Raw genomic sequence first — 24,730 nt, 5'->3', positions numbered from 1 at the left:
GACAAATACGATATGTTGGTAGGCTTATTCTTAGTGGGACAGCCCCTTTTAGGAGTTAAAGAATGAAAAAGAATACAATAGTAAGTATACTAGTAATTCTAATTATATTTACGTTTAATATATATAAAGTTAGTGCAAATAATGGACTAGATATAGAGCATGATTCCTTAAAAAGTAGTCAGAATGAAGCATACATGTCAGTACCAGACATATATGGGATTGATTTATTTACAGATAAGACTGCAAAAACAAAGCAAGAAATAAGTAATAAACAGAAGAGTAATAGAGAAGATTTATATAATAGTATTTTCGTAACAACAGTTAATGCAAAATCTATTAGAGATAAAAAGTTTTCTCAAAATATAGAAGCATATAGTTTATTTGATCAACAAAGTATACAGAAAAAAATTGAATATGAAAAAGAGGATAGTAATATTAATATTACAACCATTTCATTAATTATACTTTTATGCATACTAACAGGCATATTAACAAGGTTGTATTATATTAAGAAACAAAGAGGAGAAGAAAAACGTAGTGAATATAATGATTACGCTGGATTTTAGAGTGCAGAAAAAGGGCGAATTTGATATATCTTTAAATAGTGAACAAGTTATAGAGGAAGCTATAAAGATAGTTAATGATAGCTTAGGATTAAATTTAGATTTACAAAAGGTGAATTATTGTAAATCCAGCAGAGAGAAGAGAATAATTTCTATATACAGCACTTTTGAAGAAAATAATATATACACAGGAGATAGATTAGAATTATTATAGAGGATAAATGATTATGAAAGAAAATGAATTTGAAAAAGTAGTTAAGCTATCAGAGCTAAATGCTAAAAGAGATAGTGAAATTAATAAATTAACTTACGGAAGCACATATTTGATTCCATGTAAAGCAAACATTGAAGGTGAAGAAGTAAAATTCACATATGACTTAAATGAATTGCAGCCTTTTAGTGAAATAAAAAATAGAAGGACTGTTGAAAAGCTGAGATTCTTAATAAATGTCAGCAGTATTTTAGAAATAGCAGAGGAATATTCATTTAAATTAGAAACAGATAACATCTATTATGATTATAATTATATTCCTAAAATCAAGGATAGAGATATAAGATTAGAGGCTGAGGTTATAGATTATAAAGATTTAGTTTTACAGTATAAAAGTTTAATTGCAGATGTGTTTAATAAAAAGTATTCATACAATGACTTTTATAATGGCGGCATGGACTTGATAAAAAAGAATAAAAAAATTAAGAAATACATATCCATTGAAAGTATTGAAGAAATTAAAAATGAACTTTTAGAAGATTTAAAAATACAAGAAAAAGAAGATAAAGAAAAGTACATAGAAGTAAAATTAAGGAATCATAAAATAAAAAAATATAGTATATGGGGAATGAGTATTGTAATACTGGGATTAATGATATATACAATTTACACATCAGTATTCTTAATTCCATTCGATAAAATGGTAATTAGAGCCAATAATTATTATATGAATCAAAATTATGAAGGTGTAATAAAATGTTTTGAAAATACAAGAGGCTTAAAACTTGATAAAGAATCAAAATGTAAGCTTGCATATTCATATGTAATGTCACAAAATCTCGCAGAAAATAAAAAGAAAACTATAATAGCCACAATAAATGATAAGAGTGATGAAAATATTTTAGATTATTGGATTGCAATAGGAAAATCAAAATATGATAATGCAATAGATTCAGCTAAAAAAGTACAGGATGATGAATTACTTTTATATGCTCTTTTAAGTAAACAAAAGTATATACAAGATAATGATAAGATGAGTGGGGAAGAAAAGCAAAAAGAGCAAGATGCTTTACAATCTCAAATAGACAAGTTAACTAAAGAACTAAATGTAGGAGACGAAGCTAAAAAAAATAAAGCAAAAGATTCAACAACAACTAATACTAATAATGCTGCTAATACTACTGATACATCTAAAGATAAAAGTACAAGCGGAGATAAACCAAATGAATCAGGAAGCGGAATAAATTTAGCTCCAAGTAAGTAGGAGGAAAAATGTATTATCGAAACAGTGTATTATTTTTTGAAAATGATATGGTAAGGGAGATTCCATGCGATAAAAAAACATATATTTCAAAGCAATTTAAAATAGGAACTAAGGAAGAAAATATTGGAGATTTAACTTGCTATAATGAAAATAATATAGCCATATTAAATATTGAAGAAAAAAAGATAGAATTAAAACCCTATGAAAGATATGAATATAGTTATAAAAAAAATTTATCAATTATTTATTTTATAAATGATAGAAAGAAAGTATCAATAAAGGGACATAGGTTTGTTACCATAGGAAATTCAAAAGACAGCAGCATTTATTTAAAAACCACCAAAGAATTAAAATTAAGATTAGAAAAAGATAGGTTATATAATCTTACAGAACAAGAAATTTATGTGAATGGAAAGTTAGCAAAAGAAAATTTAATTATTTTGAGGGAAGATGATTTAATCTTAATTGATAGAATTAAGATTGCTTATCATAAAGATATATTATGTATTGAAGGAGATTCAGCTTCATATGAGACTTCCCTTCACACTATGGATTTAGAAGAAACAAAATTTGAAGGTTTTCCTGAATATAAAAGATCTCCTAGAATAATTAAAGAATGTCCAAATGAAACAGTAGACGTTAAAAGTCCACCAAGCAAAGGAGAAAGAAGAAGAGGACAGCTGGCAAGAATTATAGTGCCGCCAATAGTAATGTTAATTATAACTGTTATTATAAGCATAGTAAGTCCTAGAGGAATATACATTATTATGAGTGTTGCTGCAATGGGGATGAGTGCTGTATTTTCCATAACTTCTTATATAAGTGATAAAAAAGAGGAAAAAAGAAAAAATAAGCTTAGAAAAGAAGTATATGATAAGTATTTGTTAAGTCTTAGAAAAAGATTAGACAGCTTAAGAAAAAAACAAATGGAAGCTTTAAATTATCATAATCCTACATTAAAGCAAATAGATAAAATGACAAAATTCTATAGCAGTAGAATATATGAACGTACATATACCGATGAGGATTTTTTAAGTATAGCAATAGGAAACGCTGATATAGAAGCAAGTTATGAAATGAAGTTCTCTAATGATTCTATACAACTTGAAAAAGATGAATTATTAGATGAAGCAAATGAAGTTTACAATGAATTTAGCATAGTGAAAGACATGCCAATTGCTATTGACTTGAAAAAGGCACACTTTGGATTAGTGGGAGAGAAGAAATACGTACATGAGCAATTAAATCTTATATTTGCTCAGCTGACATTATTTCAAAGCTATAATGATCTGGAAATAATATTAATACATAATGAAAAATATAGAGAAAACTTTGAGTGGTTAAGATGGTATCCCCATTTTAAAATAAGTGCTATAAATGTCAGAGGCCTTATAGATACAGAGGTAGTGAGGGATCAAGTACTTAGCAGCGTTTCTAAAATACTAAAGGATAGAGAAATAAAAAGTACTGAAAACCAGGATAAAATAAGATTTATACCATATTATTTATTTGTTATTGATGAACCAAGTTTAATATTAAATCATTCTATAATGGAACATTTACAAAAGTATGATTCTAAATTAGACTTTTCAATGATATACACAAGCCAGTTTAAGGCTAATTTACCTGAAAACATTAAAACAATTTTAAAAATTGACAATTATGAATATGGAACACTTGTAATAAATGAAGGAATTTTACTGAATAAAAAAGTTAAACTCAATCATGTAGATATAGAATTAGATAACTTATCTAGAAGATTATCTTGTTTAAAACATGTTAAGGGAATGAGAAATCAAATTCCAGAAAGCATAACATTCTTTGAAATGTATAACGCTAATAATCCTAAAGAACTTGGAATAGAAAATTTATGGATGAAGAATCAAGCATATAAAACTTTAGCTGTTCCTTTAGGTGTAAGAGGTAAAAACGATTATGTGTATTTAAATCTTCATGAAAAGGCCCATGGACCACATGGTCTTATAGCAGGTACTACAGGATCAGGAAAAAGTGAAATAGTACAATCATATATTTTATCTTTAGCAGTAAATTTTCATCCTTATGAGGTTGGATTTTTGTTAATTGACTATAAGGGTGGAGGTATGGCTAGTTTATTTAAAAATTTACCTCATTTGCTAGGTACAATTACCAACTTAGATGGTTCTGAAAGTATGAGAGCTATGGCATCCATAAAGAGTGAATTAGCGAGAAGACAGCAAATATTTAATGAATATGAAGTAAATCATATTAATCAATACAATAAGCTATTTAAAAATGGTGAAGCTAAAGAGCCAATGCCCCATTTATTTTTAATTTCCGATGAATTTGCAGAATTAAAAAAGGAGCAGCCTGATTTTATGAGAGAATTAGTTAGTGCTGCTCGTATTGGAAGAAGTTTAGGGATTCATCTAATACTGGCAACGCAAAAGCCATCAGGTGTAGTTGATGATCAAATATGGAGTAACTCAAAATTTAAATTGGCATTAAAAGTTCAAAATGAATCAGATAGTAATGAAATTATAAAAACACCAGATGCAGCAAGAATAACTGAACCTGGACGAGCATATTTGCAAGTGGGAAATAATGAAATCTATGAATTATTTCAATCTGCTTGGAGCGGAGCAACCTATGAAAATCGTGAAGAAGATGATTCTGTAGATAATAGGGTATATCTTATTAATCATATAGGACAAGGTCAACTTCTAAATAATGATTTAAGTAGTGGTGCTGAAGATTTAAATCTTAAAGCAACAGAACTGGATGTAACCGTTGATTATATAAATAAGTTGTTCAGCAGCTTACAATTGCCAGAAGTAAAAAAACCATGGTTACCACCATTAGAAACTAAAATTGTTTCGCCACATATTGATGAAGATAATATAGTTGATGTAGTAGAATTTAAAGAACTAGATACTAATGTTAGTATTGGTATTGTGGATATACCAGAAACCCAATCTCAAGATGAATATAAATTAAATTTTTCAAAGGAAGGAAATTTTGTTATATTTTCATCAGCTGGATTTGGAAAAACTACAACATTGACAACAATTATGTTATCACTGGCAGTTAAAAACTCTCCACAAAATTTACAGTTTTTCGTATTGGACTTCGGTAATTCAGGATTAATACCAATGAAAGAGCTGCCGCACACAAGAGATTATATTAAATTTGATGATTTTGTTAAATTCGAAAAGATGTGCAAGATAATAGATGAGGAAGCCAAGAAGAGAAAAAGACTTCTAGGTGAAGCAAGTGTAGCCAATTTTACAATGTATAATGAGGTAAGTGATGAAAAATTACCAGCTTTATTTATCATAATAGATAATTATGATGTAATAAAGGAATTTGGAATGGAAGCAGAAGACTTCATTATGAAAATAACCAGAGATGGAGCTGGTATAGGAATATTCACCATAGCAACAGCTTCTCGTCAGAATGCAATTAAATATGCAGTGTTAAACAATTTTAAAAATAAAATGGTACATTATTTATTTGATGAAACCGAAGCTAGAACAATCATTGGAAAGGGTGATTATACATTACCAGATATACCAGGAAGGGCTATGGTTAAACTGGAAAATGTTAATATAATGCAGGTTTACTGTGGAGTGAATTTTCAAAATGAGTTAGAATATGCAAATAAAATATTAAAAATGGTAGGTAAAATGAAAGCTTTATATACTGGTGACAGAGTGGAAGGTATAAGAATGCTGCCAGAAATTCTTACAATCAGCAAGCTTAAAGAATATGCAGATGAAAAGAAATATAGAAATAAGATTCCAGTAGGACTAGATGCAGAAAATGTAGGAACTCAATTTATTGAATTAGATGGAGGAACTAAATTAGTAATAGGTGGCACTCAAACTGGTAAGACAAATGTTCTAAAAATAATGCTTTCTCTAAGAAAAGATACAGAAACTTATGTATTTGATTCTAAAAGTGGAGAACTTTATCCATATAAAAATGAAGTTAATAAATATGTTACATCACAAGATGAACAAAGGGAATTTTTGCATAAGATGCAGGAAATAATTGATGAGAGAAAATCTGAATTTGATAAACGTAGAGCAGAAGAACCAGGATTGATGCCAAAAATATATTATACTTCATTAAATCCTATTATGGTATTAATAGATGATTGTGATAATTTCACAATAGAAATAAACTTAATCAAAGATTTACCTGTAAAGGAAATAATAGAAGAGGCAATTAGCGTAGGTGTGGCATTTATAGCAAGTGTACAAGCAAATGGTCTTAAAGGATATGATGATGTAACTAAAATATTTAAAAACTCTATAGATGCAGTTATTTTAGGCAATCCAAATGATCAAACTGTAATTCCAAATTACACCAAGAGTCCACAAATAGCTTCAGACCTAGGGTATATGTATAGCAAAGGTAAAATGCAGTTGATTAAAATGCCTAAAGTGAAATAAATAATATAAGAAATAAATTGAAGGAGGGGAATAGAAAATTTGAAAGGAAAGGTACTACCAGCACTTATTATTATGAGCGCTGTGATTTCAGCGTCAACCACTTCATTTTATGTTGGAAGACAAGTAGAACAAAACACTTTTTTAGCAGAAAAACAACAACAAATTAAAGAATCAACTAAAATTGCAGTGGTAAACCAGGATCAAGGAACAAATTATAAGAACAAAAAGGTTAATTACGCATTAGATTTTTTTAATTCTTTAGGCAATGGATATGAAATAACAAATAGAGAAGGCGCCCAAAAGGGAATAGAAAGTGGTAAATATGGAGCTATGATTGTAGTTCCAGGAAACTTCTCTAAAAATATAACCTCAATAAATGAAGTTACACCATCAAAAGTTAGAATTTACTATCAGTCTAATGATAAATTAAGTAAGGAAAATAAACTTATAGTATCAGGGAAAATAAGTGACTTTGAAAAGAATTTAAACAGTAAGCTGAGTTATATGTATTTATCAGGTATATTTGATGAACTACATACTGGACAAGATTATGCATCAGACATATTAAAAGATGATACTACTGATCTAGAGGCAATTAATTCAATAAATGATTCAGACATACTGGCTTCAATTAAGTTAACTCCTTTAGACAGCAAAGGGGTGAAATTTAGTAATTTAGATTTAAATAAAGATTTTGATGAAAATAAAAAAATAATAGATGAAGTTGATAAAAGATACAGAGATAAGATGATACCTAAAGAAGCACAATTAGATGGTATTAAAAATGAACTTGTAGATGTCTTGATAAATAAAGATACAGGAGTTAAAACCTTCTCAGATAGATTAAAGAAAATGGATAAAGATCAGATAGCTGACAAGTTTTCTGGTAGATATAAGTATGACTACAGTGGACTAAGTAGTAATTACGATGTAAATGTATCTGATGTTAATTTATATATAGAAGGTTTAACTAAAGATAAGGGTAAAATAGATGGTTTAGTAGATAGGTATGAAAATCAAACCTTATCAAGGGTAAACGAAAAAGGAAGCAGTGCTATTAAAAAATCTGATGAGAAACTTAAAGACATACAAGAAAAAGCAAACTCAAATTCTGATATTATAAAAAATAATGCTATAAGTAATTTGGATAATTTGAAAAAAAATATAAAAAGTCAAAATGATCCTAAAACACAATCACTTAATGAAGAATATATATTATATGGGCAAATGATAAGTAAATTAAGAGAAAGTAACCCAGAAGTTTTTGAGGATGTTTACAATCAAGTGGTTAAGAGTAACAATATTGATTACAGCAAAATATTAAAAGATCCATTAATGGATTCAAAAAATGATAATTCATTCAAAGATTCTAATGAATTAAAAGAATATATAGGTAAAGGAATTAATGACAAAGGTGGAAATTTTATAGCGTCAAGAAGCAGTAATTATAAAAATGTTGATGAAAATGATGAAAATATTAAGAGTATAAGTGATATAATTAATAATTTAAATAAAGCTAATACTGATTCAGATAAAATATCATCATCAGCAAAATCCATTATGGATAATGAAGACTATAAATATCTTGAAAATATCTTTAGCCAAAATAAAGATAAACCATTGAGTGAAAGCTTGAAGATAAAAGACAGTCTTATTGATCCAATAAAAGATTCAGTGGATGGATCCGATAAAAAGCAATTGATTTCCACAATTAAATCTAACAACACAAAAAATGTAGATGGTATGAAACAAAAAATACAAAAAGAAGCAGAAAAAGTTGTAGAAAATGCGGGCCCAATTACGGTTAAAGATGTAGTAGCGGTATTTGATAAAGACTATATGACCCAATTTAATAACCTCATAACCCATGCAGATAGTCTTGGGAAAACACCTGCTAAGGTAGAAGATGATAAAGAAACATTTGAGCTTTTAGGAAAATATGATAAATCTAATGAAAATCTGAACAATAAAGTGACAAAAAAGATAGATGAATACAATAAAGTTGAAGATGAAGTTAGAAAGCAATCTAATGACCATGTAACCGCAATGACAGAGGATTTAACTAAAGGAATTGAAGAATCTAAAAATAAATTAGCAAGTGGATTAAAGAATGCCAAGACAATTAAGGAAAAAACAAGTGATGCTAATAAAGAAAGAATGGATTCCTTAGTAAGTGTATTATCAAATTCAAGAGTAGGAACTGTAGAAAATTCAAATTTGTATAGATTTATTACAAACCCTGTATCGGTAACCCAAAATAAGTCACTAGAAGGAAATATACTTAAGCAACAGCAGAATGATACTAATGAAGTTAAAGGAATAGCAATTTCAGTTGTAGTTGCATATAGTGTGCTGTGGCTTGCAAGGATTCTATATAAGAGAAAAATAAAAACAAAATTAAGTTTAAACAAATAGTTTAATAGATCCTATATAAGACATGATAAAATGTATTACTTATATAGGATTTATTACTAATTAGTTATCATTAAAGTTGATAAGGAGGAAAATAAGAAAATGGCTGAAATTAAATTAAATGAACAAGCTTTTGATAATACGGTGTCAAAATTATCAAGCTATGAAAAAAGTTTAAATACAACAAACAATAATTTTAAGCAAGTAAATTCTAAGATGAAAGAAAATTGGATAGGAGATGGAGGAACAGCCTTTATATGTGCTGCTAATGTGGTTGAGACGAAATTTCTTCAAATGATACAGGATTTACAAGAAGAAAGTAATGATTTAGGAACTGCAAAACTTTCCATGTTTGGTTTGGATTCTAATTTGGCAAGTGGTATAGCAGGAGCTATTTCAGGACCGATAGCAGCAGGAGTTGCAGCTGTAAGTGCAGCTGCTAAGCATGCAAAATAAGTAAATAGCTAAAATAAGATTTTAGGTTGGGCTGAAATTTAAATAAAAATATGAATAACATATAGGGAGGAAGGTAGAATATGGCGTGTAGACATGATGATATTGCAAGATGTAAAAGTGATATACAGAAGATAACAGAAATAGGTGAACTACTTGCTGTTGAAGAAGGTATAAATCTTTTGGTGACATTGGAGTTATCAAGTTTGGCAAGTAATTGTGAGGCTACATTTTCTTGCATTAATATGGAAGAATTAAAGAGTGAAGAAAAAAAGTTAAATAAAGATATATCAGATTTATTACCTAAATTAATCAAAGAATGTGCAAGTAAACTTGTAGAATTAGGAAAAGAATTAGTTGCAATGGAAATAGAAGACTTTGAGTATCATATGGAAGAGCATTAATACTGTAGGGAATAGGAGGGATAGAAATGGACTTTAAGCTAGATATAGGAGAATTAACAACTACAATAAGAGACTATGAAAATTTTATAAATATATTAGCAGAACAAAAAGAAAATATCAATAAAGCTGTTAAGGAACTTACAGACTTAGGATGGTCAGGTGCGGCAAAAGATCAATTTGAACAAAATCATAGTAAAAAGCAGGAATTTTACACAAAGTTAGAAGAAGATTTTAAGTATATGGAAAATACAATGGAAAGAGAGGAAAAACCAGAAGCAGTTAAATTAAAGAAAAGATGTGAGGGCTTTGAAGACTGTATAAAAAGAAGTGCCGGAGGAGCAGCCCTTACCAATGATGATACAGGAGTGATTTCACTTCAATACTCAGGTCAAGCTAAAATAAATAATAATGTTGATAAATGTATAAATGATCATTATAAGAAGATGGATTCTAAATTTGTAGAAATACAAAATTTACTGAATAGCTTAACCTTTACATCATTTCCTATTGGAGAAGATATTGAAAAGGCACGAAAATCACTAAAGGATCAAACAACTAGTTTGACAGATTTTAATGACTCCTTTAATCAGTATTGCAGTGGTGTTAAAACAATGGAAAGCAATATATGTTCAGCATTTGGGAAGATATCTGGAATAACTGAGGGAATATCTAAACTTAGAGGAGTTTCTGTTATTTCAGAAGGTGGACAAGTAGATAAGTATGAAGTAGAGCAATTAATGCTAAAGAATCCTGATGACTTGACAAAGGAAGAAAAAGAGGCGTTAGCATATGCAAAAATTGTTTTAGGTGAAAAGGAATATGCTAAATTAAAAAATGAAGCCGTATTTGATAACATAGCAACATCACCGTATACAAGTGGGGGAGTAGGATCAGTAGATAAGTCTATAGCTACAAGTATTGAGAAAACTTTAGGAAAGAAAATGTCTTTTAATGATCTGAACGAAAAGTTAAAGAAATTAGGTTATAATCATAATTATAGGCGAAGTTTATTGAGAAATATTCCAAAAGAAGCTAGAGATATTGAAGTTGCACCTGAACTTCCAAAGGGATTAAAACTTGCTAAAGGCTTTGGTATTGCATCAACAGCATTAGCTGGAGTAACAGCTTATGAAGATTATAAGAATAATGATACTGGTATTAAGAGAGCTGGAGCAGTAGCCATTGATGGAGCTGGTACTGTTGGTGGTTATTTAGTAGGGGATGCTCTTGCGGGAACAGCAGCTACTTTTGTTACTGGTACAGTTACTGCGGCAGCTGCTGTAGTACTTGCTCCAGAAATTGCAGTAGGAGTAGGAGTTGCAGCTGGTGCGGTAGCTGCTGTGGCAGCAGTAGGTGCAGTTAGTTATTTGGCATCAGCGGGAGCGAGTACAGTAAAAGGTTGGTTTGGATTACACTAGGAGGTTAGATATGGATTTGAAAAATAAAAAGAAGATAGAAGGTATAGGAAGCATAACAGGTTTTATATCTATTTGGATGTTTTACACAATGAGGCATGCATCCCCTCATGCAAAAGTGACAACAGGAGTAGTATTAACTATAATTATTTTATTAATTTTTATATGTAGTATTTGTACTAAAGGATCTCGAAATTTCTCAGGAGCAATGTTTGTTCTTTTACTAATGGGTATTGTTGGTACGCTTAGTAATTATTTAGATTTAAAAAATGTTGATCATAAATTTCTACTTATAATAATAGCAATTCTTTTTATTGCAGCTCCTGTTATGTCATACAGGGCTGCTGTTAGATCAGGTGATGTAGAATTAATGAGGAAGAGTAAGCGGGCTATTATAGGTGTTCCAATATGTATAGTTTTAATGATTATAATCATTATTCTTGGAACTGTTGGAAAAGTCTTTAACTAAAGCAGAATAAATGATAAAAAAATATATAGAAGGAGAATGGATTGATGGAAAAGTATTTACCAATAGGATCAATAGTAGTATTAAAAGGCGGGCAAAAAAAAGTAATGATATATGGAAGAAAGCAAATAGATAGTGAAACAAAGAAGGAATGGGATTATGTAGCGTGCATTTATCCAGAAGGAAATATTGACTTAAATCATAATTATTTGTTTAATCATGAACAAATTGATACAATATTTTTTATTGGTTTTCAAGATGCAGAAGAATTAGGGTTTAATAAGTTTTTGCAAGGATTAGAGAAAGATGAAAATGGAGAGTGTTAAGAAATTTGCCTAATTGAATTATTAGCAAGCTCAACTTTTCAAGTCTCACTAACACTTTCGAGGAAACTTGGAAAAAATCAAAATTTAAAAGGTTATCTAGATAAAAGCTATCAGTAAGCGAAAGCATATTGATAGCTTTTAGCAAACTTAAAATAGAAAGTTACCTTTATAGTAGTGAAAAAAATGCAATGTGATTTTTAAAATTAGAAACATGAATGATGGTCTTTGCTACGAAAATAAAGTAAGTACTAGCATCTGTACCTTGACAATTTAATAGTATACGGTTTAAAAATGAGCATAGCAAAGCTAAGGCAGGAAAAGCCTGTCAAAAAAAGAGATGAATAGAGGATGTGGTTGATAACTATTCAGTTGGAGCTTCAATTTGGAAGCCTAATTTTTCAAGTTCAAAAATATAGCGAGAAATACGTTTTTGTTCACAGTTTTTGCGGCGCTGATCAAAATTAGAATCATCGTAAAGTGTACCTGACTTTAACATCGTATAGATAATTACAAGCAGCTTTCTGGCTAAAGCAATAGTGGATTTTTTAGCACCTTTGTTTTGTTTTAACCGCCAATACCAAGATGAAAGATAAGTATTTCTTTTACCAGCAATAACCCATGCAACTTCGCAGAGCATACTTTTTATATAAGGATTACCTTTTGTTACTGAAGTCTTTTTTTTTACCTGCACTTTCATTATTACCAGGACTAAGCCCTGCCCAAGAACAAATATGTTCAGCTGTTTTAAAGCGACTCATGTCTATTCCAATTTCAGCAATAACAGAAGCTGCTGCGGTTTCAGCAATACCTGGAATGCTAGATAAAGTTGCTATTGCAGAGGAAAATTGATTTATCTCTGCAGTGATTGATGTTTCAACTTCTTTCAGATGAGAATTTAAAACATCTAAGTGGGATACTAGCATTTTTAAGAAGCTTCTTTGGTGTATAGATAGGTTCCCATTTACTGCAATAAGAATTTCATCTATTCTTTTGCGTGTTTTTGTCTTTAGACATTCATTAAGTTGTGGTTTACTAATTTGCCCATGATTAATAAGGTAGTTTATAATGTTTCGTCCAGATGCACCAAATATATCAGAGATAAATGTTGAAAGTCGAAAACCTGAACTTTGTAAAAACTTCTCAATTCTATTCTTTTGAGAAGTAATATCACGAATCACACTTTTACGATAACGAGTGAGATCACGAAAATCTCGAATTTCTTTATCTGGAATAAAACTACCGTTAAGTAATCCAGCACGAAGCAAGGTGGCAATCCATTCGGCATCTTTCAGGTCGGTTTTCTTGCCAGGTACATTCTTCATGTGTCTTGCATTGACAACTAGCAATGAAATGTCGCCATCAAATGAATCTTCAAGTGTTTCATAAATTGGCTTCCAATAGATACCTGTACTTTCCATTGCTACAAAGTGACAGTTTTCGGAGACTATCCATGATTTGAGTTCCTGCATTCCAGGAATTAATGTACTAAATTCACGAATCTCACTAACTGCTGGTTTACCAATAGGACCATTTAGGATACAGGCTACGATAATATCTTTATGGACATCCAGTCCACAACAGCGTTCTAATAGATCATTCAAGTTAACATCTCCTATAAAAAATTGGCAGGAGAATTGCCCGAGATAATAGGAACTTTGCTACACGTGCTATCCACTGTTTAGTGGTGCGACAATCTGCTGTGCTCATGGGCAATGCGTCTACGTTGAAAAACGGGGTGCAAATCCTCCAAAGAACATTCAGACTTAGTCCTGCCAATATGAAATTATGTCCACATGTGTACATTGCAAACATTTGAATTGTAGGGTGTTTCTATTTTCATTGGCGGCTGTGAAGTAAGTCATGACTCGTTGAAAATTAAATAATGAAGGTTTAAAAATGCCTATACTTTCTATAAAATAATGATTTAATGACTCCTTTAATCAGTATTGCAGTGGTGTTAAAACAATGGAAAGCAATATATGTTCAGCATTTGGGAAGATATCTGGAATAACTGATGGGATATCTAAACTTAGAGGAGTTTCTGTTATTTCAGAAGGTGGACAAGTAGATAAGGATAAAGTATCTCAACTACTGTTAAAGAATCCTAGTGGCTTAACTAATGAGTAAAAAGAGATGTTAGCATATTTACAAAAAGTATTAGAAGGTAATAAACCAATTACATTTGATGATGTAGCAACATCACCATGGACAAGTGGTGTATTAGGAGGAATAGATAAGCGTATAAGTCAAAAGATCGATGGAATGGCTTATAATCAACTGAGCGAAAAATTAAAGCAATTTGGTTATGATCGTACTTATAGGCGGAATTTAATGAGAAGTGTTAAGAAAAAATTTGGAGACCTTAAAATTGGAGATGAACTTCCAAAGGGGGTAAAATTTGAACCTCCAAATTGGCTAAAACTTGCTAAAGGTTTTGGAGTTGCATCAACAGCATTAGCTGGAGTTACTGGCACTATTGCTGCTGGTGTTACTGCTGTTGCTGGTGTATTTCTTGCTCCAGAAATTGCAGCAGGAGTAGGAGTCGCAGTAGCTGGTGTGGCAGTTGCAGCTGTAGCTTGTGGTGTAGCATCATATGCAGCAAGTACAGTAAAAGGTTGGTTTGGATTAAAATAGATGAGGAGATTAGTAGACATGGATTCGAAAAATAAAAAGAATATAGGAAGCATAGCAGGTTTTATGTCTATTTTGATGTTTTACATAATGAGTCATTCATCCCCTTATGCAAAATTGATAATGATTGGGGTATTTGTTACAATTATTTTATTAGTTTTTATACAGGGCATTTGTACTAAAAAACTTGGCAATTCAGCAGGACCAATGTTCATTCTTTTACTAATGGGTGTTGTGGCTATGCTAGGTAATTATTTAGATTTAAAAAATATTGATGATAATTTTCTACTTATAATAGCAGCAATTCTTTTTCTTGCACTTCCTATTATGACATATAGGACTGCTGTTAAATCAGGTGATGTAGAATCAATAAGGAAGAGCAAGCAATTTTTTGTAAAGATTTCTCTGGCTATAGGATTAATGATAGTAGGTATTATTGTTGCAATAGTTTTTAAGTAAATGAGGATGAATTATAAAAAATATATATAGAAGGAGAATGGGTTGATGGAAAAGTATTTACCAATAGGATCAATAGTGCTATTAAAAGGTGGACAGAAGAAATTAATGATATATGGAAGAAAACAAATAGATAGTGGAACAAAGAAGGAATGGGATTATGTAGCATGCATTTATCCAGAAGGAAATATTGACTTAAAGTATAATTATTTGTTTTGCTATTGAAAGGAGGTCTCAATGTTTTATTATAATTATATATGTGGTTTAATATTTTTCTCAAGCTTACCATTTATAATTATATATAGTTTAATATATGTAATGTATTGTAAGCTTTGTCATATTGAATATAAAAAATACGATATAAATAAGCATAAACCAAAATATAAAGTAAATAAATATGTATCTTCAGTATTTTTTTTGGCATTACTTATTTTTTGCACTGTAAAATGTATTCCATATTTAGCTGACATTCCAAGAGTAGTAACTGGTAATTATTCTGTTACAGATGGAATAGTTGAAAAAGAAGAAGCTAAATATGGAAGAAGTAGAGCTATAATAGACCATATGGATATAACCATAAACGGCACAATATATTCATATTATGGTAAATACTATCCTAAAATAAATGATAAAATTCAAATATCATATTTACCATACACTAAAATGATATATGATATAGATATAGATAATGTTAATTTGAAGTAAACCCTGAAACTCTCACAACTAAAGTTGATGGCATTATGAGTTGAATTTTAAATTCGTCTTTATTGACATTCATTGAATGTAATAGTAAAATTCCCATTAAGTAAATTATTAAATTGGTAAGGAGAAAAGGGTATGAATTATAGAAATTTAGTTAATTCAGGATTAAAAGTTTCAGTAATAGGTTTTGGAGGAATTCCTGTACAGAGAATAGATAATGAAAGTGCTAAGGAGGTTATAATAGCTGCAGAAGAAAAAGGAATAAACTTTATAGATACAGCTAGAGGTTATTCTGTATCTGAAGAGTACATAGGTGAAGCATTATTGGGAAGAAGAGATAAATGGATTATTGCTACTAAATCTATGTCTAGAGACAAGCAATCTATGACTAATGATGTAAATAAAAGTTTAAGCAATTTAAAAACTGATTACATAGATCTTTATCAATTACATAATGTAAAAACTATGGAAGACTATAATAAAGTTCTAAGTGAAGATGGAGCGTATGAAGCTTTATTAAAATTTAAACAAGAAGGGAAAATAAAGCACATAGGAATAACTTCTCATAGTCTTGAAATTTTAGAACTTGCCATTGAAAGTGGAAAGTTTGAAACAATAATGTATCCATATAATATAGTAGAGGATCAAGCAGAAAAGCTTTTTAAAAGAGCAAAAGAATTAAACATAGGAATAATAGCTATGAAGCCAATGGCAGGTGGGGCTATAAATAATGGAACATTAGCATTGAAATATATATTACAAAATGAAAATGTAACCTGTGCTATACCAGGAATGGGAAAAATAGAAGAGGTAGAAGAAAATGCTGCGGTTGCTTCAAATGATATCAAGTTAACAGAAGATGAAAAACTAGAAATTAAGAAAATATCAGATGAGTTAGGTACTGAATTTTGTAGACGATGCGGATATTGTGCACCATGTACAAAGGGAATAGATATACCAGGAATATTTTTGTTACAAGGTTATAAAGAAAGATACAACTTAAAAAAATGGGCAGAAGATAGATATGAGGCTTTAAATGTTACTGCAAAAGATTGTATAGAATGTGGAAAGTGTGAATCTAGATGTCCATATAATTTACCAATAATGAGGATGTTAAAGGATGTTAAGAGAACTTTTGAAAAATAAAATAAATTTTCATAAAAATTTTTCTTGAAAATTTACATGAAATTATGTATAATAAAATGATTTATGGTTAAAATAACATGATAGAGAAATAAGAGGTAACTGATTCTATTCCTAGCACCTTTGTTTAAAAGGTGCACTTTTTTTAGGTATAAAATTCCTTCAATTAACAAAACATATAATAAATTTATTAATAATTTGGAGGGATATTTAATGAGTGGAAAATTAAGCTGTAATGCAGAAAAGTGTGTAAATAATATAAATGGTCTTTGTTCTGCTAATAATATACATATAACAGGAGATGAATCCCACAGCAGTAGAGAAACTGGATGCGAAACTTTTTCGCCAAAAGGTGTTATAAATGCTATGTCTAATTTTACAAATATGAATTTGGTTGGACAGTTTAAACAGTTATTTAGTACGGAGTCCATAGAAATGAGTCCAGAAATAAAGTGTGAAGCTGAAAACTGTATTTATAATGTAAATGAATTATGTACAGCAAGTAATGTTCAAGTATATGGTCCTGAAGCAAGAACTACTAGGGAAACTGAATGTGAAACTTTTAAAGAACATTAGAATAAGCGGGCTTATCCGCTTATTTTAATTATATAGCTTTTAAAAAGGAATATAATAATTTAATTCCATAAAACATAACTACACATCCACAAAGTATGTTTATTTTTTTTAGAATTTTTTCATTAAAAATATTTTTAAATATAGAAAAAAATGCAGCCAAAGAAGTGAACCATACTAAAGAAGCAGTACATACTCCACCAATAAAAAAGTTGTAGGTATTTAGTGGGAGGGATGCTCTAAAACCCCCTAATAACAGTGTACCATCTAATATAGCTTGAGGGTTAAGCCAAGTTACAGTAAAGCATGCAAGAGCTACTTTTGATATTGGTATATTTGTATCTGTAGAGGCTTGGGTTGATAAACTGGGCTTAGATTTTATAAGGCATATTCCAATGTATGAAACAATAATGCTTCCTAGTAGTAATATTGTTAATTTGAGAAAATTAAATTTGTTTATAAGCAAGCCTATGCCAAAAAAACTTGAAAGAGATAAACTTATATCAAAAAATATAGTTATAAAGGCCACTTCATAAGCTCTTTTTTTATTCATAGATATAGATGAGTTTATTACATATAGATTTTGCATTCCAATGGGTGCAACATAGCTAAGACCTAAAATAAATCCTTGAATTAAATATTTTATCATAGATATTATCCTCCTGAATTAAGATTTCTAATGTAAATTATAGTGTTAGTTAAGGATAATATCTCCAACCAAAAGCATAAAAGTTTTACCAACCAAAGAAAAGCAAGTGGTGTATATATAGAATACAGCAGATTTTTATTTATATTTTCATGAAACTTCTAACTATATGTGATAGTTTTTTAAACCTATTTTCATTTCTTCTAAGGAAGCATAAGAATAAGATATTCTTAAATTTTGATTATTAAGAGAATCGTATATATTTCCTGGATTAATAAGTATATTTTCTTTTACTGCTTCGGAGAATAACCTATTCATTGCTATAGGTGAATTTAATTTTAACCATATATAGAAACCTCCTTTAGGAATATTCCAAGTAGCTATATCGGCAAAATTTTCATTTAAAGTTTTTAAGGCATTATCTCTTTGAATTTTTAATTTAAACTTTACATTATTAAGATGTTCACTATAAAGTCCACTCCTTATCCATTCTGCTAATATTAGTTGAGATAAGGAACTAGAACCGTAGTCTGTTTGCATTTTTATATCGGCTAACCTTTCAACTACTGGTTCAGGACCAATAAGCCATCCAATTCTAAAACCTGGTGCAAGGGATTTTGACACGCTTCCAAGGTAAAGCACATTTCCGTTTTTGTCCCAGGATTTTAATGGTAGAGGAGGTATTTCATCTAACCATAATTCTCTGTATACATCATCTTCAATAATAGGAATTCTATGTTTTTGGCATAAATCTAATATTTCCATGCGCCTATTTTTAGTCATTACAATTCCTGTAGGATTGTGAAAAGTAGGAATTGTATATAATAAAGTATTGACCTTATTATTAATTTCTTTTAGTATTTCAGCAGGAATAATGCCTCTGCTATCCATTTTTGTTCCAATCATATTCATACCCATTGATTGAAATATATGCAGGGATTTTAAATAGGATGGTTTTTCCATTAAAATTTTAGAACCTAAAGGCAAAATTGATAAAGCTATTAATTGTAAGGCTTGAAGTGCTCCAGAAACAATAAGAATGGAAGAGGGTTTAACATTTATCCCATAAATTTTAAGATATTCACTTAAAACAGTTCTTAATTCCAAAAGACCTTTACCTTCAAGATAGCCTAAGGACATAATTTTATTTGAGCATTTATTTAATATTTTATCCATCATATTTTTAGGAAACAATTGAGGTCCAGGCTCACCAGTGCCTAATCGTATAATATCTTTTTTATATTCTAGCTTATTAACCATTTGAATAGTATGAAGATTAGGTTTGTGTATACTTCCTTCAATATAATTTTGCCAGTTCAACTTAGATTTTGATGAAAGAAGGGACCAGGTGCTATTTACTATTCTAGTACCACCGCCGCCGTTCCCTTCAATAAAACCCTTGCTTTTTAATTCATCAAAGGCTTCTACTATAGTACTTCTATTTACCTTGAAGTCTTCAGCTAATTGCCTTTGTGAGGGAAGTTTAGTACCTACAACCCAATTGCCAGTGGATATTTCGTTTATTATATAATCTACAATTTGTTTGTATAAAGGTTTAGAGTTGTTTTTTTGAGGTTTCCAGTTAATGTTTATCAAAAATTAATACACCTCCTGTATAATATATAAAGTTTTTGCTTATCAATAGGTTTCAGCCAATTCCATATAAAAATAAAATATCCTTTAAATTATATTTTAATAGTTAATGTCAATAAAAACAAAATAAAAAACTTAATAGACAAATTTAATACTAAACTGTAGAATAGTGAAAGAAGATTTAATATGGTAGGTGAAAGAATGAATAAAAACATTTCTATAAATAAAAATGAAGAATATGATATGAATATAACAGGAATGGGGTATGAAGGCGAGGGAGTAGGTAAAATAAATGATTTTACAGTCTTTGTGCCTGGTGCTTTATTGAATGAGAGGGTTAAAGTAAAAATAGTTAAAGTAAACAAGAATTTTGCTTTTGCAAAACTTGTAGAGGTTATAGAAGCTTCTGAACACAGAACTGAGCCAGTTTGTAGTATATATAAAAGATGTGGAGGATGTCAGCTTCAACATTACTCTTATCAGGCTCAACTAGATTTTAAAAAGCAGAGAGTTAAAGATTGTATAGAAAGAATAGGAAAACTAAAAATATCAGAATTGATTTTACATGATACTATTGGCATGAATGATCCTTATAGATATAGAAATAAAGTTCAGCTGCCTGTAGGAGAAAAAAGTGGAGAAGTTAATATAGGATTTTATGCTCAGAGAACTCATGAAATAATAAATATGGATACTTGCAATATACAACATGAAGCAGCAGATGAGGTATTAAAATTGATAAAAAGTTGGATGAAAAAATATAATATAAAGCCTTATAATGAGCAATTACATACTGGGACCATAAGACACATAATGGTTAGGAAGGCATTTAAAACAAATGAGGTTATGGTTGTTGTTGTTACTAGAAGTAATGAATTGACTCATAAAGAAGAGCTTGTAGAAATGCTGCTAGAAAGTAAGGAGAATATTGTTAGTATTATACAAAATGTAAATAGCAAAAAAACTAATGTAATTTTAGGAATAGAATGTATAACTTTGTGGGGAAAAGATAATATAAGCGATTATATAGGTGATTTTAAATTTAATATATCTCCATTATCCTTCTTTCAAGTAAATCCAGTACAGACAGAAATTTTATATAATAAGGCATTACAATATGCTTCATTAACCGGAAATGAAACTGTGTTTGACGCATACTGCGGTACAGGTACTATATCTTTATTTTTATCTCAAAGAGCCAAAAAGGTATACGGAATTGAAATAGTTCCACAAGCTATAGAAAATGCCAAGATAAATGCAAAGCAAAACAATATTAATAATGCTGAATTTATAGTAGGAGAATCCGAAAAAGTCATACCTGAATTAATAAAAAGCGGAGTAAAGGCAGATGTAGTGGTTGTAGATCCACCAAGAAAAGGCTGTGAAAAAAAACTTTTAGAGGCTATGGCAGAAATGGCACCTGAAAGAATAGTATATGTTTCTTGTGATCCAGGAACTTTAGCTAGAGACTTGAATATATTAGATGAATTAGGATATAAAACTGTTGATGTTCAACCTGTAGATATGTTTCCACAAACGAGTCATGTGGAAACTGTGGTTAAATTATATAGAAAATAAGAAAGAATGGTAATACTATGGATGGAACGATACGAAAAGATATAAAAATAGGAACGAAAGTATTAGTTGTACAAAAACAAGATCAGCGTTCAGGAAAGTTAACTGAGGGTGTAGTACAAAGAATCCTTACAAACTCAGCGGTTCATCCTCGTGGTATCAAAGTTATGCTTGAGGGTGGAATTGTAGGAAGAGTTAAAAAAGTAAGGTGAATTTTGGTATAATAAATGGTATGTAATTTTTTAAATAAACATAACAAGTATTTAGAAAGAAATATTACTGAATTTGATTACAAATAAAATTTTCATATATAATGAAATTCATTTAAGAACTTGACTGAGTTTAAAAGAATTTAACATATACTGAAAGGAGAAATAAAAATGGATATTTTAGAATGTATTAATAGTAAAAGAAGCATTAGAGCGTATACTGATGAAGTTATATCAGAGGAAACGTTGACAAATCTCATTGAACTTGGCACAAAGGCGTCAACAGGTTCAGGAATGGAACCTTGGGGATTTGTAATTATTAGAGATAAGAATGAAATAGATTCTTTATCTGAAATGACAAAAAAGTATTTACTAGACAACCTTGAAAAGTATCCTTATCTAAATCAATATGAAAACTGGCTAAAAAATCCTCAATATAGTATTTTTAATCATGCAAATACTTTATTAATCGTTTATGGAAATACAGAATCTCATTGGTATGTTTATGATTGCAGTCTTGCTGCTGAAAATATAATGTTAGCTGCTCACAGCATGGGTATTGGAACTTGCTGGATTGGATTTGCAGAACATACTTTAAATACAAAAGAATTTAAAGAAAAGTACGGAATACCAGAGAAATATGAGTTAGTTTGCCCTATGAGTATGGGCTATATGAAAACTAAGCTTACACCACCAAAAAGAAAGTTACCTATAATATTCCACAAGTAAATTATTACAATTTTTTATTTTCTTGGCATTCTTCGTAATCTTCTTATTTAACACAACAACTAAAAAACGAACTATATGCAAAAACACTTCATTATTCAAAGTTGAATTATGTGGTGTTTTTGCGTCACATTACAAATATAAAATGTACTTATTGTAAATTTTAAATAATTTCCATCTTTGCCCCAATAAGTTAATGTATAACCCATAGAACATACTGGTTGAAAGTTTTCATTCAAACTACTTTTCAGTATATGACACTCAGATACAAAATAGAATAAAGGGCGCTTATTTCTATTATATTAAAACTATAATAACTGATTGAGATTGTTTTCAGGTTTTTCACCATTCTCTACGCGTTTTATATTATTCACAAAGAAATCATACCTTTTTTTGTGGAATTTGAGGCCGTCAGGCATGCCTGCCGTATGTGGAGTAAGTATAACATTGCTAAGATTCCGGAGCTCACTATCAATTGGAAGCGGTTCAGATTCAAACACATCCAGGCACGCGCCTGAAATGTCCCTGTTTTTTAATGCATCTATCAAGTCTCTTTCATTGACAATCCCGCCTCGGGCTGTATTGATAAAAAGTGCGGTATTTTTCATTTTCTTGAATACTGCTTTGTTGATCAGCTGTTTGGTCTGCTGATTTAAGGACACATGTACACTTACTATGTCCGATGCGTTTACAAGGGTATCGAAATCCGTCATTTTCACAAAACTGTCAGACTGTACAACGGCATTTCTAGCATAAGCCAGCACATTTATATCAAAAACCCTGCAAAACTCAGCTACTTTTTTACCGACGGAGCCCAAGCCGATAATTCCAATGGTTTTGCCTTTTAATTCACTCCCTGTATAGTCCAATTGATTTTCATCCATCTTGTTTTTCATAAAAGAATCAAGAAACGGTATGTTTTTATAATAAGACAATATCAGTGCCATTACGTGCTCAGCCACTGCCTGTGCATTCACTCCTGCAGCATTGGCCACCCAAATTCCGAACTGCGTGCAGGCATCGATATCTACATTATCAAATCCTGCACCCGTCTGTACCAATTTTAATTTTTTTGCTATAGAAAGCAGGCTGCTGTCCACTTTAATATGTTCAGGTATGATTACCTGACAATCTTCAATATGATGCAGCATTTCTTTTCCTGGAGGGACAATTACAATGTTCCAGTCTTTTGGAAAATGCTTTACAATATTTGATTTTGAGGTCTCGGTAAAATATCCGACTATGAGAATCTTCATTGCTAAACCACCTTTCATGACAATCTATATTTATAAAATTCATCCATTTGATAATTGCTATTTTCACTATACTACTACCTAGATAACAATTGCAAAAGAATTGAAGTTATATCTTTACTGAATTGATACTTTTCTTTTGACGCAGCAGGATTAATTGCTGCTAAAGGTATTTCCCTTTCATAAAGGGAGCCATGAGTTCGTACGTTTTTCGTATTTAAATAAATACCTTTAATTTCGGCAAACGCATAATCTTGAGAGGCAAAAATAACGTAGTCTCCTATACTATTTATTGGCAAATGATAAAGTTCAGCAGCTTCTTCCTTGTTTAAAATTTTGTCAACTGATATTTGAGCAGACACAAATTGAAGATACGTTTCCATTTCATCTGCATTTTTCAGATATACATAAAGTGTTCCGCCTTCCTGATACTCATGGTTTTCAATATATCTATCTTTAATGGGAGGCACGCAAACAACATGAAACCCTGCTTGTTCAGACAAGTTTTGAAAATTTACAAGAGTAGTTTTTTTATTCATTCCATGATCAGCAGTAATATAAATCTGGCGATTGGGTTCCAATCTGTGTATTTTTTTGATACAGTCATCAATGTCGTTTAGTTGCTTCTTAGCCTGTTCAGAGTTAGGTTCATAATGATGCATTATATAATCGTTAGTAGTGCAATACACTATTTCAGGAGATTCTTTTTGTATGCATGTATAGGCTGCATCTAAAACCCATTTGCTGCTTTCTACACTTTGCATTTTTGGCGGCATAGAAATGCCTAGCTGCTCTAAAAGGGTAAGGTTAGGCTTTTCAGCACTTATACCTAAATCAACATTTTCTCCATATACCTCAAGAATTTTCCCTTTTACTGTCAATAGAGCTGTTTTACCACCAATACTTTTGAAGTGCTGCAATATTGTAGGAGCTTTCATAAATCCTTTTTCCTGTACAAATCCAGATTTTCCTGTTGCATGATCATAAAAGAAATTGCCTACCATTTGTGTCTCATTTGGCCAAAGTCCTGACAGAATAGAGGCATGGTTAACGTTGGTTACTGTAGGAACTGAGCCATAAATATTTTTAACAAATCCTCTTTGCTCACATAAAGCATAAATGTTGGGGGCATTTTCCAAAGTAAAATATTCTGGAGAGCACCCATCAATGACAAGAATCATTATTTTTTCCATGATTTACATCTCCTTTAATCAAGACATTTATTCGTATTTAGGTTATCATCAACATAACACTTTGTAAAACATGAATAATA

At 30.3% G+C, this 24,730-nt stretch carries 24 protein-coding genes and 1 pseudogene; 20 read left to right on the top strand and 5 right to left on the bottom strand.

Translation table 11 applies throughout. The features are described from left to right. The first annotated feature begins 62 nt into the window (after positions 1-62). From Q6H37_RS27860 to Q6H37_RS27815, 10 genes are all read left to right on the top strand, one after another. Positions 63-566, top strand: a complete 504-nt coding sequence (locus Q6H37_RS27860; RefSeq protein WP_318738212.1) for a hypothetical protein — start codon at positions 63-65, stop codon at positions 564-566. After that, positions 547-777, top strand: coding sequence for a hypothetical protein (locus tag Q6H37_RS27855; RefSeq protein ID WP_318743184.1), 231 nt, complete (start codon positions 547-549; stop codon positions 775-777). The genes Q6H37_RS27860 and Q6H37_RS27855 overlap by 20 nt, the downstream gene beginning before the upstream one ends. A gap of 13 nt (positions 778-790) precedes the next feature. Then, entirely contained in the window at positions 791-2,038 is a 1,248-nt protein-coding gene (locus Q6H37_RS27850; protein ID WP_318738210.1) for a type VII secretion protein EssB/YukC, read from the top strand. Positions 2,039-2,046: 8 nt separating this feature from the next. Next, positions 2,047-6,474 carry a type VII secretion protein EssC gene (gene essC / locus Q6H37_RS27845; protein WP_318738208.1) on the top strand — a complete coding sequence of 1,476 codons (4,428 nt, stop codon included), beginning with the start codon at positions 2,047-2,049 and terminating at the stop codon, positions 6,472-6,474. Positions 6,475-6,513: 39 nt separating this feature from the next. Beyond that, positions 6,514-8,889, top strand: coding sequence for a hypothetical protein (locus Q6H37_RS27840; RefSeq protein ID WP_318738206.1), 2,376 nt, complete (start codon positions 6,514-6,516; stop codon positions 8,887-8,889). Between the two features lie 99 nt (positions 8,890-8,988). After that, the gene (locus Q6H37_RS27835) at positions 8,989-9,342 is read left to right on the top strand and encodes a hypothetical protein (RefSeq protein WP_318738204.1); all 354 of its coding nucleotides are present in this window, start codon (positions 8,989-8,991) and stop codon (positions 9,340-9,342) included. 80 nt (positions 9,343-9,422) lie between these two features. Next, positions 9,423-9,743 (top strand): hypothetical protein, encoded by a 321-nt coding sequence (locus Q6H37_RS27830; RefSeq protein WP_318738202.1) that lies wholly within the window; start codon positions 9,423-9,425, stop codon positions 9,741-9,743. A gap of 26 nt (positions 9,744-9,769) precedes the next feature. Beyond that, positions 9,770-11,161: a hypothetical protein gene (locus tag Q6H37_RS27825; protein WP_318738200.1), complete on the top strand. Its 1,392-nt coding sequence runs from the start codon at positions 9,770-9,772 to the stop codon at positions 11,159-11,161. Positions 11,162-11,171: 10 nt separating this feature from the next. After that, complete coding sequence (locus Q6H37_RS27820; RefSeq protein WP_318738199.1) at positions 11,172-11,627, top strand: hypothetical protein; 456 nt, start codon at positions 11,172-11,174, stop codon at positions 11,625-11,627. 44 nt (positions 11,628-11,671) lie between these two features. Continuing rightward, the gene (locus Q6H37_RS27815; protein ID WP_318738197.1) at positions 11,672-11,950 is read left to right on the top strand and encodes a DUF4176 domain-containing protein; all 279 of its coding nucleotides are present in this window, start codon (positions 11,672-11,674) and stop codon (positions 11,948-11,950) included. Positions 11,951-12,311: 361 nt separating this feature from the next. On the opposite strand, the pseudogene Q6H37_RS27810 reads toward Q6H37_RS27815, so the two are convergent. Beyond that, positions 12,312-13,551: pseudogene (locus Q6H37_RS27810) on the bottom strand (IS110 family transposase). A 364-nt stretch (positions 13,552-13,915) separates the two neighbouring features. Here Q6H37_RS27810 and Q6H37_RS27805 point away from each other — a divergent pair. The 7 genes from Q6H37_RS27805 to Q6H37_RS27775 all read left to right on the top strand — a co-directional run bounded on the left by Q6H37_RS27805 (position 13,916) and on the right by Q6H37_RS27775 (position 17,458). Then, on the top strand, positions 13,916-14,077 hold the full coding sequence (locus Q6H37_RS27805; protein WP_318738195.1) for a hypothetical protein: 162 nt from the start codon (positions 13,916-13,918) through the stop codon (positions 14,075-14,077). Between the two features lie 6 nt (positions 14,078-14,083). Continuing rightward, entirely contained in the window at positions 14,084-14,584 is a 501-nt protein-coding gene (locus tag Q6H37_RS27800; protein WP_318738193.1) for a hypothetical protein, read from the top strand. A gap of 18 nt (positions 14,585-14,602) precedes the next feature. Continuing rightward, on the top strand, positions 14,603-15,040 hold the full coding sequence (locus tag Q6H37_RS27795) for a hypothetical protein (RefSeq protein WP_318738191.1): 438 nt from the start codon (positions 14,603-14,605) through the stop codon (positions 15,038-15,040). 45 nt (positions 15,041-15,085) lie between these two features. Continuing rightward, on the top strand, positions 15,086-15,262 hold the full coding sequence (locus Q6H37_RS27790; RefSeq protein WP_318738189.1) for a DUF4176 domain-containing protein: 177 nt from the start codon (positions 15,086-15,088) through the stop codon (positions 15,260-15,262). A gap of 12 nt (positions 15,263-15,274) precedes the next feature. Further along, positions 15,275-15,742, top strand: coding sequence for a hypothetical protein (locus Q6H37_RS27785; RefSeq protein WP_318738187.1), 468 nt, complete (start codon positions 15,275-15,277; stop codon positions 15,740-15,742). Positions 15,743-15,874: 132 nt separating this feature from the next. Next, complete coding sequence (locus Q6H37_RS27780; RefSeq protein ID WP_318738185.1) at positions 15,875-16,885, top strand: aldo/keto reductase; 1,011 nt, start codon at positions 15,875-15,877, stop codon at positions 16,883-16,885. A gap of 210 nt (positions 16,886-17,095) precedes the next feature. Then, positions 17,096-17,458, top strand: coding sequence for a DUF1540 domain-containing protein (locus Q6H37_RS27775; protein ID WP_318738183.1), 363 nt, complete (start codon positions 17,096-17,098; stop codon positions 17,456-17,458). Between the two features lie 28 nt (positions 17,459-17,486). Here the strand turns inward: Q6H37_RS27775 and Q6H37_RS27770 are convergent, their stop codons facing one another. Further along, a complete protein-coding gene (locus Q6H37_RS27770; protein WP_318738181.1) occupies positions 17,487-18,104 on the bottom strand; it encodes a LysE/ArgO family amino acid transporter in 618 nt (205 codons plus the stop codon). Positions 18,105-18,266: 162 nt separating this feature from the next. Then, entirely contained in the window at positions 18,267-19,697 is a 1,431-nt protein-coding gene (locus Q6H37_RS27765; RefSeq protein ID WP_318738179.1) for a PLP-dependent aminotransferase family protein, read from the bottom strand. A gap of 198 nt (positions 19,698-19,895) precedes the next feature. Here Q6H37_RS27765 and rlmD point away from each other — a divergent pair, with 198 nt between their 5' ends. The 3 genes from rlmD (at position 19,896) to Q6H37_RS27750 (ending at position 22,207) form a co-directional block, all read left to right on the top strand. Continuing rightward, positions 19,896-21,272 (top strand): 23S rRNA (uracil(1939)-C(5))-methyltransferase RlmD, encoded by a 1,377-nt coding sequence (gene rlmD, locus Q6H37_RS27760; RefSeq protein WP_318738177.1) that lies wholly within the window; start codon positions 19,896-19,898, stop codon positions 21,270-21,272. 17 nt (positions 21,273-21,289) lie between these two features. Next, complete coding sequence (locus Q6H37_RS27755; protein ID WP_318738176.1) at positions 21,290-21,481, top strand: YwbE family protein; 192 nt, start codon at positions 21,290-21,292, stop codon at positions 21,479-21,481. A gap of 168 nt (positions 21,482-21,649) precedes the next feature. After that, positions 21,650-22,207: a nitroreductase gene (locus Q6H37_RS27750; protein ID WP_318738174.1), complete on the top strand. Its 558-nt coding sequence runs from the start codon at positions 21,650-21,652 to the stop codon at positions 22,205-22,207. A 305-nt stretch (positions 22,208-22,512) separates the two neighbouring features. Here the strand turns inward: Q6H37_RS27750 and Q6H37_RS27745 are convergent, their stop codons facing one another. Both Q6H37_RS27745 and Q6H37_RS27740 read right to left on the bottom strand, forming a co-directional pair. Then, on the bottom strand, positions 22,513-23,460 hold the full coding sequence (locus tag Q6H37_RS27745; protein ID WP_318738173.1) for an NAD(P)-dependent oxidoreductase: 948 nt from the start codon (positions 23,458-23,460) through the stop codon (positions 22,513-22,515). 74 nt (positions 23,461-23,534) lie between these two features. Further along, positions 23,535-24,650, bottom strand: a complete 1,116-nt coding sequence (locus tag Q6H37_RS27740) for an alkaline phosphatase family protein (RefSeq protein ID WP_318738172.1) — start codon at positions 24,648-24,650, stop codon at positions 23,535-23,537. Between the last annotated feature and the right edge of the window lie 80 nt (positions 24,651-24,730).

It is taken from the genome of Clostridium sp. JS66, from assembly GCF_033561535.1.
GTDB classification, from domain to species: Bacteria; Bacillota; Clostridia; order Clostridiales; family Clostridiaceae; genus Clostridium_AM; species Clostridium_AM carboxidivorans.
This window is presented reverse-complemented; position numbering and strand designations above follow the sequence as displayed.

Bases quoted from the DNA above. Each gene is read 5' to 3' on its own strand.
- Q6H37_RS27855 (WP_318743184.1), top strand. From the start codon at position 547: ATGATTACGCTGGATTTTAGAGTGCAGAAAAAGGGCGAATTTGATATA.
- Q6H37_RS27835 (WP_318738204.1), top strand. From the start codon at position 8,989: ATGGCTGAAATTAAATTAAATGAACAAGCTTTTGATAATACGGTGTCA.
- Q6H37_RS27790 (WP_318738189.1), top strand. From the start codon at position 15,086: ATGGAAAAGTATTTACCAATAGGATCAATAGTGCTATTAAAAGGTGGA.
- Q6H37_RS27815 (WP_318738197.1), top strand. From the start codon at position 11,672: ATGGAAAAGTATTTACCAATAGGATCAATAGTAGTATTAAAAGGCGGG.
- essC (WP_318738208.1), top strand. From the start codon at position 2,047: ATGTATTATCGAAACAGTGTATTATTTTTTGAAAATGATATGGTAAGG.
- Q6H37_RS27860 (WP_318738212.1), top strand. From the start codon at position 63: ATGAAAAAGAATACAATAGTAAGTATACTAGTAATTCTAATTATATTT.
- Q6H37_RS27750 (WP_318738174.1), top strand. From the start codon at position 21,650: ATGGATATTTTAGAATGTATTAATAGTAAAAGAAGCATTAGAGCGTAT.
- Q6H37_RS27745 (WP_318738173.1), bottom strand. From the start codon at position 23,460: ATGAAGATTCTCATAGTCGGATATTTTACCGAGACCTCAAAATCAAAT.
- Q6H37_RS27850 (WP_318738210.1), top strand. From the start codon at position 791: ATGAAAGAAAATGAATTTGAAAAAGTAGTTAAGCTATCAGAGCTAAAT.
- Q6H37_RS27785 (WP_318738187.1), top strand. From the start codon at position 15,275: ATGTTTTATTATAATTATATATGTGGTTTAATATTTTTCTCAAGCTTA.
- rlmD (WP_318738177.1), top strand. From the start codon at position 19,896: ATGAATAAAAACATTTCTATAAATAAAAATGAAGAATATGATATGAAT.
- Q6H37_RS27780 (WP_318738185.1), top strand. From the start codon at position 15,875: ATGAATTATAGAAATTTAGTTAATTCAGGATTAAAAGTTTCAGTAATA.
- Q6H37_RS27775 (WP_318738183.1), top strand. From the start codon at position 17,096: ATGAGTGGAAAATTAAGCTGTAATGCAGAAAAGTGTGTAAATAATATA.
- Q6H37_RS27830 (WP_318738202.1), top strand. From the start codon at position 9,423: ATGGCGTGTAGACATGATGATATTGCAAGATGTAAAAGTGATATACAG.
- Q6H37_RS27770 (WP_318738181.1), bottom strand. From the start codon at position 18,104: ATGATAAAATATTTAATTCAAGGATTTATTTTAGGTCTTAGCTATGTT.
- Q6H37_RS27805 (WP_318738195.1), top strand. From the start codon at position 13,916: ATGGAAAGCAATATATGTTCAGCATTTGGGAAGATATCTGGAATAACT.
- Q6H37_RS27825 (WP_318738200.1), top strand. From the start codon at position 9,770: ATGGACTTTAAGCTAGATATAGGAGAATTAACAACTACAATAAGAGAC.
- Q6H37_RS27820 (WP_318738199.1), top strand. From the start codon at position 11,172: ATGGATTTGAAAAATAAAAAGAAGATAGAAGGTATAGGAAGCATAACA.
- Q6H37_RS27795 (WP_318738191.1), top strand. From the start codon at position 14,603: ATGGATTCGAAAAATAAAAAGAATATAGGAAGCATAGCAGGTTTTATG.
- Q6H37_RS27755 (WP_318738176.1), top strand. From the start codon at position 21,290: ATGGATGGAACGATACGAAAAGATATAAAAATAGGAACGAAAGTATTA.
- Q6H37_RS27740 (WP_318738172.1), bottom strand. From the start codon at position 24,650: ATGGAAAAAATAATGATTCTTGTCATTGATGGGTGCTCTCCAGAATAT.
- Q6H37_RS27800 (WP_318738193.1), top strand. From the start codon at position 14,084: ATGTTAGCATATTTACAAAAAGTATTAGAAGGTAATAAACCAATTACA.